This window comes from Streptomyces rishiriensis, from assembly GCF_003112535.1.
Taxonomy (GTDB): domain Bacteria; phylum Actinomycetota; class Actinomycetes; order Streptomycetales; family Streptomycetaceae; genus Streptomyces; species Streptomyces rishiriensis.
In genome coordinates this window covers 220,505-233,977 of sequence record NZ_BEWA01000001.1, presented here as the reverse complement: position 1 = coordinate 233,977, position 13,473 = coordinate 220,505, and the positions used below count along the sequence as shown (strand labels likewise).

The 13,473-nt window shown below is 69.0% G+C and carries 9 protein-coding genes; 5 read left to right on the top strand and 4 right to left on the bottom strand.

Features of this window, described 5'->3' with window-relative positions:
- The first annotated feature begins 15 nt into the window (after positions 1-15).
- The gene (locus Sri02f_RS01110; protein WP_108999158.1) at positions 16-2,820 is read left to right on the top strand and encodes a CHAT domain-containing tetratricopeptide repeat protein; all 2,805 of its coding nucleotides are present in this window, start codon (positions 16-18) and stop codon (positions 2,818-2,820) included.
- Between the two features lie 353 nt (positions 2,821-3,173).
- Here the strand turns inward: Sri02f_RS01110 and Sri02f_RS01100 are convergent, their stop codons facing one another.
- Positions 3,174-4,949, bottom strand: a complete 1,776-nt coding sequence (locus Sri02f_RS01100) for a CATRA conflict system CASPASE/TPR repeat-associated protein (RefSeq protein WP_108999157.1) — start codon at positions 4,947-4,949, stop codon at positions 3,174-3,176.
- Positions 4,918-5,280 (bottom strand): CATRA system-associated protein, encoded by a 363-nt coding sequence (locus Sri02f_RS01095; RefSeq protein WP_108999156.1) that lies wholly within the window; start codon positions 5,278-5,280, stop codon positions 4,918-4,920. The genes Sri02f_RS01100 and Sri02f_RS01095 overlap by 32 nt, the downstream gene beginning before the upstream one ends.
- 176 nt (positions 5,281-5,456) lie before the next feature.
- Between Sri02f_RS01095 and Sri02f_RS01090 the strand changes: the two genes are divergently transcribed.
- The 4 genes from Sri02f_RS01090 (at position 5,457) to Sri02f_RS41015 (ending at position 10,813) form a co-directional block, all read left to right on the top strand.
- The gene (locus Sri02f_RS01090) at positions 5,457-5,753 is read left to right on the top strand and encodes an NUDIX hydrolase (protein ID WP_108999155.1); all 297 of its coding nucleotides are present in this window, start codon (positions 5,457-5,459) and stop codon (positions 5,751-5,753) included.
- 114 nt (positions 5,754-5,867) lie between these two features.
- Positions 5,868-7,394, top strand: a complete 1,527-nt coding sequence (locus Sri02f_RS01085) for a carboxylesterase/lipase family protein (protein ID WP_108999154.1) — start codon at positions 5,868-5,870, stop codon at positions 7,392-7,394.
- A gap of 843 nt (positions 7,395-8,237) precedes the next feature.
- Positions 8,238-9,887, top strand: coding sequence for a hypothetical protein (locus tag Sri02f_RS01080; RefSeq protein WP_159106634.1), 1,650 nt, complete (start codon positions 8,238-8,240; stop codon positions 9,885-9,887).
- On the top strand, positions 9,884-10,813 hold the full coding sequence (locus Sri02f_RS41015; protein WP_159106633.1) for a hypothetical protein: 930 nt from the start codon (positions 9,884-9,886) through the stop codon (positions 10,811-10,813). Before Sri02f_RS01080 ends, Sri02f_RS41015 begins: the two co-directional genes overlap by 4 nt.
- A gap of 480 nt (positions 10,814-11,293) precedes the next feature.
- Here the strand turns inward: Sri02f_RS41015 and Sri02f_RS01070 are convergent.
- Together Sri02f_RS01070 and Sri02f_RS01065 are read right to left on the bottom strand one after the other, a co-directional pair.
- Positions 11,294-12,138 (bottom strand): IS5 family transposase gene (locus tag Sri02f_RS01070; RefSeq protein ID WP_373865055.1). Its coding sequence is split into 2 segments (ribosomal slippage): positions 11,294-11,796 and positions 11,796-12,138, totalling 846 coding nucleotides; the frame shifts between segments, so codons are not numbered across the junction.
- 72 nt (positions 12,139-12,210) lie between these two features.
- The gene (locus Sri02f_RS01065; protein WP_174855561.1) at positions 12,211-13,062 is read right to left on the bottom strand and encodes an NAD(P)H-binding protein; all 852 of its coding nucleotides are present in this window, start codon (positions 13,060-13,062) and stop codon (positions 12,211-12,213) included.
- Positions 13,063-13,473: the final 411 nt, after the last annotated feature.

Below are 13,473 nucleotides of genomic sequence, written 5' to 3'. Positions count from 1 at the left end.
GGCGGCACCACAGGAATGGATACGACAACGGACCCGGACGGAGCGCGGGCGACGACTGTCCGAGCGCTGGCCGTACAGGGCGACCAACACCTCCGCGAAGGCCGCCCGGAAGAAGCGATCGCCCTGTTCCTGGCCGCGTTGGAGATGTACGACGGTCTCGGCCCGGCAGGCAGGGCGGCGCTGTGCCCTCCGGCGGGTGAGCGAGGCGGCATCACGGCGGCCCGGCTGCATGCCGGTCTCGGCGTGGCTGCCTTCCAGGCGGGCGAATACGCCGAGGCCAAGGCCCGCTTCCTGCAGGCCCTGGCGGAGGACGAGGCCGCCGGGGACGAGCCGGCCGTGGCCCGCGATCTCGGAAACCTGGGCGTGGTCAGCCGCCAGACCGGCGACCTCGACGGTGCGCTGGCGGCCTACGAGCGCGCTCACCGGATCGAGACCCGGTCCGGCGTTGCACCTGCGGACCTGGCCGTCACGATCAACAACATCGGCATGGTGCTGCGCGGCCGTGGCGAGACAGCGGCCGGTCTCGCCCGCTTCCGGGAAGCCCTCACCCTGCTGCCACCCGGCGACGAATCCCTGGCCCCGCGCCGGGCCAGCGTGCTCAGCAACATCGCGGGATGCGACCTGGACAGCGGGCACCTGGCGGACGCGGTGGATCACTACCGCCAGGCTCTCGACACGATCGAACGCCTGGCGGGAGAATCGGCGGACGCGGCCAGGTACCACAACAATCTGGGGTTCGCCTACCACGTGCTGGGTGAATCGCAGCGGGCACTCGCCGAGTATGAGCACGCGCTGCGCATCGACAGCCGGATCAGTCCCCGTTCCGCAGACGTGGCACGGGACCTCATCAACATCGCGGGCGTCCACCGCGATGCCGGAACCCTGGACAGCGCCCTGCGCTACTACCGGCGGGCACGCCGGCTGCTGGCCAAGGTCGCCCCGCGCTCGCCGGAGATGGCGGCGTGCCTGACCAATCTCGGGGGAGTGCTCCATCTTCGCGGCGACTCGGCCGGAGCCCTGCGCTGGTACCGCAGAGCGCTCGAACTGGAGCGGGCGATCGCACCGGGATCCGCCGGTGTCGCCCTCGACCTGGGCAACATCGGTTCGATCCTCCTCGCACAGGGGGAGCTCGACGAGGCGTACGACCACCTGCTGCAGGCCCTCACCCTTGAGCGGAAGTCCGGTGAGGACTCCCTCAACATGGCATTGGCCTCCCACAGCCTCGCCCAGGTACTCCACGCCCAAGGCCGGCGCGACGCAGCCGTGGAGGAACTGACCAGGGCCATGGAGGTGGCCGAGTCACTGCGCTCCCGGGCCGGCCTGGACCGGGCGAGAGAGCTCGTGCTGGCACAACACGAGGTCGTGTTCACGGACTTGGTCGACTGGCTGTACGACCGGGCGGCACCCGGTGACCATGAACGGGCCTTCCTCGTCGCCGAGCGCTTCCGTGCGCGTGTGCTGCTCGACCTCTTCGCCGAACGCCTTCTCGAACTGCATCCGTCGGAAGACCACCAGAGCGAAGTCCTGCGCCGCGAGCAGGAGGCTGCCGATCGCCTGGCCGCCACCTTCGCCCATCGCTCCCGGGCCGAGCTGGAGCGCGACGAGGAGGCCAGGCAGCGACTGGCCGCCATCGAACACACTCAGGCGGAGGAACTCGACCGCCTGCGAGCCGAGGCCCGCACTCTGATCCCCGCCTACGCCAGGCTGCGTGCACCGACCCCGGACGCACTCGAGACGGTGCAGGCGCAGCTGCGACCGAACGAACTCATGCTGACCTACCTGCTCACCGCAACACGCGCCTTCGTGTGGGCGGTACGACGAGACGCCGTCACACTGCACGAGTTGCCCGAGCACCCCGAGCGCATCGCGACGCTCGTCCAGGCGGCGGTCGGGGACTACCGGCAGGGAGGCCGCGGGGGACCAGATGCACAGGCCGCCCAACGGTGGCTCGCCCGGCGGCTCCTGGAACCGGTGCCCCACGAGTCGTGGAAGGACGTGGGCCGTCTGTTCGTCGTACCCGGCGGGCAACTCGCCTACCTGCCGTTCGAGCTGCTCCCACTGTCTTCGGGACGACTCGTCGTGGACGAGTACGTGGTCAGCTACTGTCCGTCCGCCACGGTCTTCACCGAACTGCGGCGACAGACGCGACGGGAGCCCTCCTCCTGGGGCGAGAGCCAGTTCGTCGGCTTCGCCGATCCGGCCACGGCTTATGCCGATCGCTCGCTGTCCTCCAGGCTTCCGGCGGCACAGACCGAGGTGCACCGGGTGGCCGCCTCCTTCGGAGCCGCGGGATCGAGCTGGACGGGCTCTGCCGTCACCAAGAGCCGCATCGCGGCGACCGTCCCCGGTCACCGTTACGTCCACTTCGCCACGCACGCCTTCCTGAACGACGACGAGCCGCTGTACTCAGGGCTCCTCGTCGCGCCCGACGCCCCGCCGGCTGCGCGGGGCGCATCACCGGAAGGTGAGGCCGAGACGCTTCTGCAGGTCTACGAGATGTTCAGGCTCCGCCTGTCGGCCGAGGTCGTGGTGTGCTCCGCCTGCCAGAGCGGCCTCGGGCCCATCCGCGCGGGTGAGGGCCTCGTCGGCATGAGCCGGGCGCTCCTGGTCGCGGGAGCGGAGACGGTGGTGCTGACATCCTGGCCGGTCGTCGACACACCCACGAGTCGTGTGGTGCGCCGGTTCTACGATTTCCTCAGAACCGGCCACGGCCCCGCCGACGCCCTCACCCGAGCCAAGCGATCGGTCCGGCACACGCACCCCGCCGTGTACGCCACCCCAGCGACCTGGGCAGGACTCGTCATCGTCGGGGCCAAGTAACCCGGGCGTCCCCTTCCTGGGCAGATCACGGTGTGAAACGGTACCTCGGACGCAGGATCCAGTTGGGTCGCCTCCTGCGGATCCGGTGATCGTGCTCCCACCCGCGACCAGGTAGCGGATCGCGTCCAATAAGGGCGGTGGCAGTAACCCTCGGGCCGTCCACCCGCCCTTGAAACCAGGCCGGCACCGGCAGCCACGGCCCGACGGCCGCCCACTCCGCGTCCGGCACGTCCGACGGACACCGCCACACCCGGTCCGGATGGCCGGACGCGTGGCCGCACGCGCGCGAGGCAATCGCACGAGACGGCGGGCGAGTTGAGGCGTCCCTTCGTGCCTCGGTGATACTTCCGACGTCAGGCGGGAAGCCACAGCCACGCGTGCGCCTCGTACTCCTTCGACTCGACCAGCACACGCCGGAACCCTTGCGGATCCAGCCCCGGGTGGCCTTCCCCGACGACGTACTCGTGGAGAGGTTCGGAGACCAAGGCGGCGTAGTCGACGTGCGGATTGTCCCGAAGAGCAGTGCGCAGCACCGTGCTGTCGAGCATCCGGCTGACCTTGACGATGGTGCTGCCCGAGTAGCCAAGGGCGGCGATTCCGACCGGTCCTACGACGGTGGCGAGGCGCAGGCGCATCCGGTCGCGGAAGCGGCGGTTGTCGGCTTCGAGGTGGTCCCGCCAGGAACGAAGTACGTGGGGCAGCGCCCGGTGTAGTTCCACTTCGGCCGGGAGGAAGACGTTCATCCCGTCTCCCGTCCCTTGGTGGTCGGTCTCCTCCAGGGAGATGCCCAGCCCTCCGAGGGCCTGCTGGACGAGACGGCCGAGACGGACTTGAAGATCACTCTGTTCCGGGGAGGTACGGCGACTGTATCCCTCGATGTCCACGGCGAACCCCATGCGGAGTTTGACGGCCCCTGGGGCGTCGCCGACAGAGGGGCGGGCAGAGCGGAATGCGTTCGGCACCGCCGACGAGCGGACTGAACCGTGGTCTGGTTCAGACGGCTCGGGTCGGGTGCCGCCGTCGGGCGGAGGGCCGGCCGCATCGGTTGCTGGGCCGAGCAGGCGGCGCAGGTCTTCGGCGCGTAGCCGGGCGCTCGTCAGGTAGTCGGCGTCGTCGCCGAGTTGGCGGGGCAGCCAGTCGGCGAGTTCCCGGTCGGCGGGGAAGAAGGCGGGCTGGGCCTTGGTCATGTTGTCGACAGCTATGCGTACGGTCTGCAGCATGTCCCGCACGTTGGCTTGGACCAGAGAAAGACGAGCCTCGTCGTCGCCCAGCAGACCGAGTTCGGCGAGGGCGTCGGCCGGGCGTCTGCGAGATGACTCAAGCAGCTGATCGGCGCGTTCGACGACCTGCCGGATCAGCGTGCCGATCACATCTCCGTCGTCTCGCACCCGCGCCTGGTAGCGCAGCTTCGCCGCATGCATGGAGTAGCGACACAAGGGTGGCATGTCGGGCTGCCCCTGGCTCCACGTCCAGGCGCTGAGCTGTGCGTCCTGATTCTCGGAGGCCAGTACGACGATGCGTCGTCGGGCCCCGCTGTCGTCCGGTGACAGCTCCCACACGGCGAAGCCCTGCTCGGTGGTCCAGCCCCGCTGCCACCAGTACGGAGAGTTGTCGCCGTCGGGAAGGGCCCGGCGGACCTGGGCTGCCGCGAAGTCCAGCGGCGGGACGTCCGTGCCTACGAACTTCGCCTGGTACACACGAGTCTCGCCCAGCGCCGCTTCGGTGCCGTCTGCCGTCAGCCCGGCCCACCACCGGTCGAACTCCACCCAACCGGGGGGCGACGCCGAGCCGATGCGCAGGCCCCTGGAGGCGGCCCCTGGTGGCGCGGCCAGCGCGACCGACAGGTTGACCACGTCGTGCTCGCGCCGCACGACTGCCTGGAAGTCTGCGGTGGGGTGCTCCTGGGCCGCCGCGGGCCTCCCCGGAACGAGGGACTTGGGGTCCGACGGCAGCGTGGCCGGCAGGCCCGTGTCGGCGATTGGCTGGTCCATGCCGAGCTCGTCCCGGCAGCGCTCCCAGATGCGGCGAATCTGTTCGTAGCCTTGCACGGCCTGCGATCCGTCAAGCGCTGTGTAGAGGTGGACGATGAGTTCCTGATCAATGGGATTGCTCACCAGGTCCGGCGTCATCGTCACCTCCCGGGGTGACGATGACGCCCCCGTGATTCGCATCCTGGGGCGGCGGGACGCCGAGCGAGTGGATCAAATGATTTGCCTGGTCCCGGGTGCGCGGCGGGGCCGGGATCACCGGGGTGGCGCCGATCCTGGTGATCCGCACCGGCCCGGACAGCTCGAGTTCGGCGGTGACGGCGCGCACGCCGTCGCCGTCACCGGCCGCCAGAGCGTCGGCGAGTGCGTCGACAAGGGGCTGCACGCGGTCCCAACGCCGGGGCGAGAGCTGCCATTCGAGGAGGTCGCGGAGAACCTCCACCGCGTCGGTCCGCGTCTCGTCGTCGATCATCTGCCGACCGGTCACCGATCCCCCTCGACCCCGTACGCTTCACTTAGCGTATCCGTCACGACACAGATCTATACGTCGGGGCAGCGGCCCCGGTTCCCGTGCCTGCATCCGAACAACGGAACGACGGCGATCGCCGACCTGGGGGAGGGGCCTGTGAATCACCGGCCTGAGCCGAGGTGGAGAAGTACTTCCTGACCCGGGTCTCCGCAGCCGACGTCGACCCGGCCCGGGCATCGCAGCCCGACAACATTCGCGAACACCGCTGGTGGACCCTCGCCGAACTGCGCGCCTCGACCGGGACCATCTACCCGCTCGGGCTCCCCGACCTGCTCACCGGCGTACTCGCGCACGGTGCACCCACGCACCCCGTCGTCCTGGCCGAGCTCTGCGCCGTTGTCCTCTGGCATCGAAGTTGGATTTCTGCCAGCGAAGTTGAACCGGTCAGGCGCTGCTGGTGTGTTTGGTCGAGATAGTCGTCACCTGGTCGTGGTAACTGTCCTCGGTGCCTCCGAGGACCTGTCGATCCCTTGCCGGCGGATCCAAACTCACTCGCTGGGCAGCCTGTTGACAGGTGAGACTGGCGCGCAATGAATGAGCAATCGGGTGCTGAGGTGGTCTTTGGGACAGCGAGGGGCCGTGTGCAGGGCAGAGGGCCCACTAACGGCGTCACTGCGGTGCTCGGCATCCCGTACGCAGCCGCGCCGTTCGGCGCCCGTCGATTCAGGGAGCCGCAGCCAGCGCCGGCCTGGGGTGGGATCCGGGACAGCACGGCCTTCGGACCCATCTCGCCGCAGTCAGCTGAGCTGCCCGGGGCGCCCGTGTGGCGCCCCGGGGACGAAAACGTTCTCACCGTCAACGTGTGGCTGCCGGAGCACATGCATGACGGCGCGCTGCCGGTGTTCTTCTGGATCCACGGCGGTGCCTACACCTTCGGCTCCTCGGCTCAGCCCGACTTCGACGGCGCGGCCCTGGCCCGCGCCGGGCTGGTAGTGGTCAGCTGCAACTACCGGGTGGGCTTCGAGGGCTTCGGCCACGTGCCCGGCTTCTCCGACAACCGCGGTCTTCTGGACCAGGCCGCCGCCCTGCGCTGGGTTCAGGAGAACATCGAGGCCTTTGGCGGCGACCCAGCTAACGTCACCGTCGCCGGGCACTCCTCCGGGGCGGGCTCGGTCGCCTGCCTCATGGCGATGCAGCAGATCAAGGGGCTGTTCCGGCGGGCCATTGCCCACAGCGTGCCCAATGCCTTCTACACGGTCGAGCTCGCAGCGGCGGTCGCCGAGCGGATCGCCGCGGAGGCCGGCGTCGCACCGACGGCGGAGGGGCTGCTGTCCGTACCGCCCCAGGCTCTGGTGGCCGCCTCCGACAAGGTCGCCGCCCAGTGCAGGGCCGCCCCCGTGGCGACGATCCATGCCTATGACCCGGTGATTTTTCAACCCGTCGTCGATGGCCAGGTCCTGCCCGCGGAGCCGCTCCGCCTGATCGCCTCCGGGGCGGCACGGGACGTGGACCTACTCGCATGCCACACGTTGGAGGAATGCTGGTTCCTCCACGCGGTCGGAGCCGTCCGGGAAGTCGCCAGCGAGGCAGAACTGGAAGCATTCGCCGAAGCCCTGCGCCTGCCGGTCAACTTGGTCAACGACTACCGGACGTCCATGCCCGACGCACCGGTGCTCGACCGCTACCTCTCGATGTTCGGCGACGCGAAGTTCGGCGAGTACACCACCCGCCTCGCCGAGCACCACGCGAAGGCCGGCGGCCGGTCCTACCTGGCCCGCTTCGCCCGCAGGCGCGCAGACGCCCGGCCCTGGCACAACGCGGACATCCCCTTCGCGTTCGGCAACCTGGACGCTCTCGGCGCCGAATTCCTCACCGGCGGCCCGCCCGATGAGCTCGACCACGCCCTCTCCCAGCGCATGCTCTGCTCCTGGGCCGACTTCGCCGCCACCGGCGACCCGGGCTGGCCGGCCGTCACTGCCACAACCACGCCGGTCAAGTCTTGGGCGCTTCCCCAGGACGACCTGACCGATGACGACACGTCCCCCTTCCGCACCCCATGGCGGAACGTCAGGTTCGACCTGTTGCACCCAGGGCGAGCGGCAACCGGGCATCGATAGGCAAGGGGGTACCCGAGCCCAGCCAGCGGCCACAAAATGCCGGCCGGTGACAGCAATAGACCTTGTTGGTGGGGCCGGAGATGAGCGGCGCCTCACAGGCCTGGCAGTTCTTGGCCCGGATCTGCGGCGGGCTGACGTGGCTGCCGGTGAGAGGAGAGCCCGTTGCCCTGCAGCCTTGAAAGTTGGTGATCCGTGTGAGTGTCAGCGGCTTGGGGTGCCGCTCGGTGACCCTTCTGACGACAAGCCTCGGAGCATCGCCGCCGCTTCGTGAGGCGGTCCCCGATCGGCAGGGGCTTGCCGCACTCGACGCACTGCCTCCGTTCGAGGACCTCCTGTAGGCGAACCGGGTCGCGGCCGGTGACCCGGGCCAGGCGCTCCCAGGACGGGGCGGCCTTCCTGGAGTCGGGGGCCGCGTAGGTAGGCGCGCAGGTAGCTGGGTCTGAGGAAGTTCGCGGTGGCCAGACGCTCGATGAACGCGGTGCGTCCCTCGCCCGCTCGGGGGCGGGGCTGGATGGGGAGCTGTCTGATCGGGGTAGGGCTGCGAGGCGTCGCGGTCACCATGTGTGCCTCGCGTCGGTCAGCAGCCGGGGGAACCCATGTCGCGCAGAGGCCCCGCCCAGTACGGCGGAGGATTCTTTCGCGGACCCATCGTCCCTCTGACCCGCTGTCACCTCTCCCTGCGTCTCGGGGACACCGGGTCGGCGGCACACCCCGAGCGGGCCAGCCCTAACGGCCGGCAGTAACCTCACGCGCCATCCGACCCAGCGTCCTGCTCAGAGAACTCCCCTGGTGATGGCCGTGCCTACGCGCCATCACCCGTCAGTGACCGTAATATGCGAGGAGATGGACGAAAATGCACCAAGTGGTACAAATAACACCCAAGGCGGCACAAAGATCTGGGTGGTGGCGGCCGGTATCAGCTTGGCACTGGCGGCATCCCTCACTCTGGCCAACGCCTTGGGCGCAAAGCCCGGCCGGGCAGCGACCCTCATCGGTGTCCTGGTTGGCCTGACCGGTTTCCTGGGGTCCGTCACCCAGCTTCTGCGGGACAAACTGGCCGAGGTGCCGCGGTGGCAGCGCGCCACGTACGCAGCCGTGATCGGTTGTGTCTTTGCCGGCGGGGTCGTGGTACTCCTGCGCTTCCAGGCCCCACCGCCCCCGCTGCGCCGGCTGACCGGTCCTCAGGACGTGGCCGTGGTCGGCTTCAAGGACCGTGGCTCCGGGCAGGACCAGCAGCTTTTGGACGATGTCTCCTCGACCTTTGCCCAGGACCTGAGCAAGGCCCTTCCCAAGGGCACAGTCGTACACGACTACGCCAGAGAGTGCGATCTTCCGCTGGCCGAACTGCTCCACGGCGATCACCGCCGACTCGACAGCCGCACCCGGAAGTTTGTTGGCCAGTCCAACGCCGCCATCATCGTCGGCGGCATCGTCACCCCCGGTTCCGGCGGGCAGATCAACGTGCGCCCGGCGGTGTATGTCCGCGCCGACCAGGTGCCCGACGCCCCCGAAATCGCCGGCTGGTACACCAGCGAACCGGTCCCCGCGGATCAGAGCCTCGGCCTTGCCCACAGCCGGGGCGCCCTGGTGGCCGAGCTGGTCCGGCAAGCCAGCGGTCTTGCCCAGTTCACCTCTGCCCTAGACGCCTGGCACTCAGGCCGTACCACCGAAGCCGTAGCCGGATTCGCCCGGCTGCTGCCCGGCAAAGGGACGTCGGAACTGGACTCCGGCACCGGATTCGTCACCTCGGACCTTGTCCACCTGTTCCGGGGCCACGCCCTGGAACAGAGCACAGTCAACGGGCAGGCGGCTTCGCCTTCCACACTGGAGGCCGCCGGCGCCGACTACCGGGCCATCCCGGCGGACTCTCCCATCCGGCGCCGGGCACAGCTCAGCCTGGCAAGCAACATTTATCTGCGTGCAGAGACAGCGACGGAATGCGCTCCCGGAGCCCTGCGTGACTCGGACATCGCCGGCGTCACCTCCACCCTCCGGCGGCTGATGTCCGACGCGAACTTCACCACGTTGGGCCGCCTCAAAGCCGCGGTCAACCTGGCCCAGGTGGAGTATTGCCGGATCAATGCGGGCCTCACCAGCGACGACGGCACTATCGATGCCGTTGTGCGGCGGGTCCGCGCCGCACGGCCCGGCGTAGGCGTTCGCGAACTGAAGGCGCTGGCCGCCTCCATCGCCGCCCAGCGCGAGTGGGACCGAGGGCACCCGGAGGCCGCGATCTCCGGCATCCGGCAGGCACTCGCGCTGGAGAGCCATTTCGTCGTGCGCGCCCAGTGGCTGGGATGGCTGGCCGCCTGGGCCTTCGCACGGTGCGACCTGGTCACCGGAGACCAGGCCGCGCGGGATTCTCTCGACCAACTGCGTAGCGCCGTCCGCACCGGTGCCGCGAACCGAAAGGACTACGAGGCGAACCGCAAGTACCTCGACCAGCAAAGGAACCAGGCCCGCGCGCAGTGCAGGTCTGGGAGCCCACGGTGAGCACACGAAAGGAAGCCCTGATGAAGCGTCGACAACTAGCCGGATGGCTGGTGCTGCTTTCCATCGCCGCCGCTGGATGCGGCTCGGCGACCCAGGACGCCACACGTCGAACGAACGCGACGACACCAAGCGCAGCGGAGAGCCAGCAAGCCGCAGACGCACGCAAACCCAAGCCGCACAAGAGCCCCAAACTGCAGGGGAAGTTCAGAAACCTCGCGGTAGGTGACGGCGCCGCCCCCGGATGTAAGGGGGATCTGTCCTCTCTGCCTGCGGGGTTCGCCACCTCGCCCGCCGTATGGATGAGCACAATCAAGGGCCCCCGCAACCTCGTGTTCACTCGCGAGAACGCGCTGTGCCTGCACGGCTTCACGGCCGAACGAGCGGTCACCGTCACCGTCTCTGACGGCCGCCACGCCTACACCACCACCGCGCAGCCCACCGCCGGCAAGCTCGCCTTCTCCCAGTACGAGCCTCCGGAGTCGCTTTTCAACGGTGCGCGGCTGCGGGTGTACGACATCGGCGGCGGCGTGATGCAAAGTAGAACCTGGGACTTCGTCCCGCAATCCGCCGCCCGTGAAAGCCTGGCGGCAGCGGGCCACTTCACCATCAGCGCCACCCAGGGCAGCACCACCGCCTCGTACAGGCAGTCGCTTGCCGTACCGACGAACCCGGAACGGGCACGGCTGCGCGGTGAGAGCAAGCGCCGACTGGTCGTCGACGGTTTCGAGCAGGGATACACGATTCCCATCGGGCTCTACCGCATGGCTGCCGGGGCGAGCGACCAGGCGACCCTCGTCCGACAGCTCGGCAGCGTCGTGATGCCCGCCTCACGCACCGCCGTTTTCGCCGTTCCACAATCGGCGGCGGGCAGTACATACTGCGTCACGGTACCCCTGGCTGTGCAGGAAAACTGCCCGTCCTTCTGATCCGCTGTCGGGGTGTAGGCGATCTCGACGTTGTTCAGGTGCCGGACCCCGTGCGGTCGGGTGTAGGTCGCCCGTCGGCCGGACCTGGTGTGCAACAACCCGCGAGTTCGCCATGAGCACGGGGTCTGATCAGGCGGTTGGCGCTCCTTGGCCCACGCCTGTATATGTGGATCATGATGGTTCTTCGGCAATCCCGAAGAACCGTCATGATCTGTGCGGGCCCTCCGTGTGCCGCTTGTCGGACTGGCCTGCGGCAACGAGCGACGGCAGCCGGAACGAACCCATGGGACGTAGCGCGCTTGCCCGAGGCCCCGGGGCCGACCTCGATCAGCAGCGTGCCGGGGCCAGGGTCGAGCGGCGGGGCGACCAGGAAGCCCGCGGACGTCGCCGTCCCTGCCCTCCGGTCAGCCGCTCCACGGCGGCGACGAGTTCACCGCGCTCGGCGGCTTCGTCCGCCTCGGCCAGGCGGTTTCGTTTGGATCAACGGGCAGACCAGAGGAAGATGCCCGCGATGTGAAGTCCGGCGAGGTAGATGGTCGCGGTCTCCTCGTAGCGGGCGGCGATGCCCCGCCACTGCTTCAGGCGATTGATGCACCGCTCGACGGTGTTGCGCTGCTTGTATGCCTCGCGGTCGAAGGCCGGCGGTCTGCCGCCCGTCTGTCCGCGCGGCCGCCGGTTGGCCTGCTGGTCGGCGCGTTGCGGAATCACCGCGCGGATGCCGCGTCTGCGCAGGTGGTCGCGGATCGCGCGAGAGGAGCACGCCTTGTCACCCAGGACCAGGGCCGGCCTGGTGCGGGGCCGCCCCAAAGGGCGGGGAACGCGCAGGCGGGCCATGACGTCCGTGAAAGCGGGTGCGTCGCCGGCCTGACCGGCGGTGAGGACGAACGCCAGTGGCCGGCACCGGCCGTCGGCCGCGAGGTGGACCTTCGTGGTCGGTCCGCCGCGGGACCGGCCGATGGCGTGATCGTCCGGCTCGCCGGCCGGATCCCCTTTTTTCGGGCTCCGGCCGCGTGCTGGTGTGCGCGCACGATGGTCGAGTCGACCGAGACCGCCCAGTTGAGGTCTTCGTCGGCGTCCGCCTGTGCGACCAGCGCGGTGAACACCCGCTCCCAGGTGCCGTCGACGGCCCACATCCGCAGTCGGTTGTAGACGCCCCGCCAGTTGCCGTATTTCTCCGGCAGGTGCACCCACTGAGTACCGGTCTGGAACTTGAAGGCGATCGCGTCGATCACCTCACGATGATCCCGCCAGCGGCCACCTCGCTTCGGCTCCCGGTCCGGGACCAATGGCTCGATCCGCACCCACTGCGCATCAGTCAACGGCACACCCGGAACAACGACCGTTCGATCCAAACGAAATGGTCCAGTTCAGTTGCCAGCACCTTCAACGGCGCGCGCTCACTCCAGGGCAGAGCCGGCGGCCGATGGGGCGGGTTGGGTGAGGATTGCGGTGACAGCCTGGTCGAGGGTCGTGGCTGGTTGACCGAGGACGTGCTGAAGATCGTCGGTCTGCTGCTCCAGGGCGCCGGTACGGACCTGCTCCTCGAGCCAACCCTGGGCGCCGGGCGCGCGGTCGTGCCGGTCTCGGCGGGCGACGGGCTTGCCGGAGATGCGGCTGAGCGCGTGGGCGAGCTGGTTGTACGTCCACAGGCTGCCGGTGAAGTTGTAGGCGCGGCCCATGTGGCAGTCCTCGGTGAGGACGCGGGCGGCGGCCGCGGCAAGATCGCTACGGAAGGCGGTGTTGATACCGCGCCCGCCGGTACCGTCAGCCAGTTCACCCGAGGCGACGGCGGCGTGCAAGCCCGAGTTGAGGAACGCCTCGCTGTAAAAGGGGTGACGCAACAGCGTGTGGGGCAGTCCGCTGGCGAGCAGGGCGCGCTCGGTGGAGTGGTGAGCAGCAGTAACACCGCCGGCCTGGGTATCGGCACCCAGGAAACTGGTGTAGGCGATCGAGCCGACTCCGGCCGCGCGGGCCGCGTCGATGGCTGCCTGGTGCTGGCCGACGCGGCGGGAGGGTTCCAGTTCCGGAGACGAGATCAACAGCAGTTGGTCGGCTCCCTCGAACGCGGTGCGCAGCGACGGCGGATCATCGTAGTCACCGAGGCGGACATGGACACCGCGAGCGGCGAGATCCACAGCTCCGTTGGGATTGCGCACCGCGGCTACGATGCGATCGGCTGGCCTCCGGGCCAGTAACTGGTCGATGACCAGCCGGCCAAAAGCCCCCGAAGCGGCCGACACAACAATCATGCACAACTCCCTCGCCGCGATGTCGCCGCCGACGCGGCGGTTCGGACCCGCTCGGTCCGAACGTCCGCTCACCATCGACGAACAGCGAACCACGCGTCAAAGCCTTTTCCAAGGACCCCGGATCGTGGGCTCGACAACGACAACCATTCCGGCAGAGAACCTGCGTTGCGCATTCATGGAGCATCAACAGGACTGGTGACTGCTGCGGTTGGAGGCGCGGTGACATCCGATACGGCCCACACGCCACGACGCCAGTCTTTACAAGGAGCGGAACAACCGTCGAGCGGTGCATCGCCTGAAGCAGTGGCGGGGCATCGCCGCCCGCTACGAGAAGACCGCGACCATCTACCTCGCCGGACTTCACATCGCGGGCATCTTCCTCTGGTCTGCCCGTTGATCCAAACGAAACCG

What these genes read in the sequence shown, in the direction of transcription:
- Sri02f_RS01110 (WP_108999158.1), top strand. Translation starts at nt 16, where the DNA reads ATGGATACGACAACGGACCCGGACGGAGCGCGGGCGACGACTGTCCGA.
- Sri02f_RS01100 (WP_108999157.1), bottom strand. Translation starts at nt 4,949, where the DNA reads ATGACGCCGGACCTGGTGAGCAATCCCATTGATCAGGAACTCATCGTC.
- Sri02f_RS01095 (WP_108999156.1), bottom strand. Translation starts at nt 5,280, where the DNA reads ATGATCGACGACGAGACGCGGACCGACGCGGTGGAGGTTCTCCGCGAC.
- Sri02f_RS01085 (WP_108999154.1), top strand. Translation starts at nt 5,868, where the DNA reads ATGAATGAGCAATCGGGTGCTGAGGTGGTCTTTGGGACAGCGAGGGGC.
- Sri02f_RS01080 (WP_159106634.1), top strand. Translation starts at nt 8,238, where the DNA reads ATGGACGAAAATGCACCAAGTGGTACAAATAACACCCAAGGCGGCACA.
- Sri02f_RS01065 (WP_174855561.1), bottom strand. Translation starts at nt 13,062, where the DNA reads ATGATTGTTGTGTCGGCCGCTTCGGGGGCTTTTGGCCGGCTGGTCATC.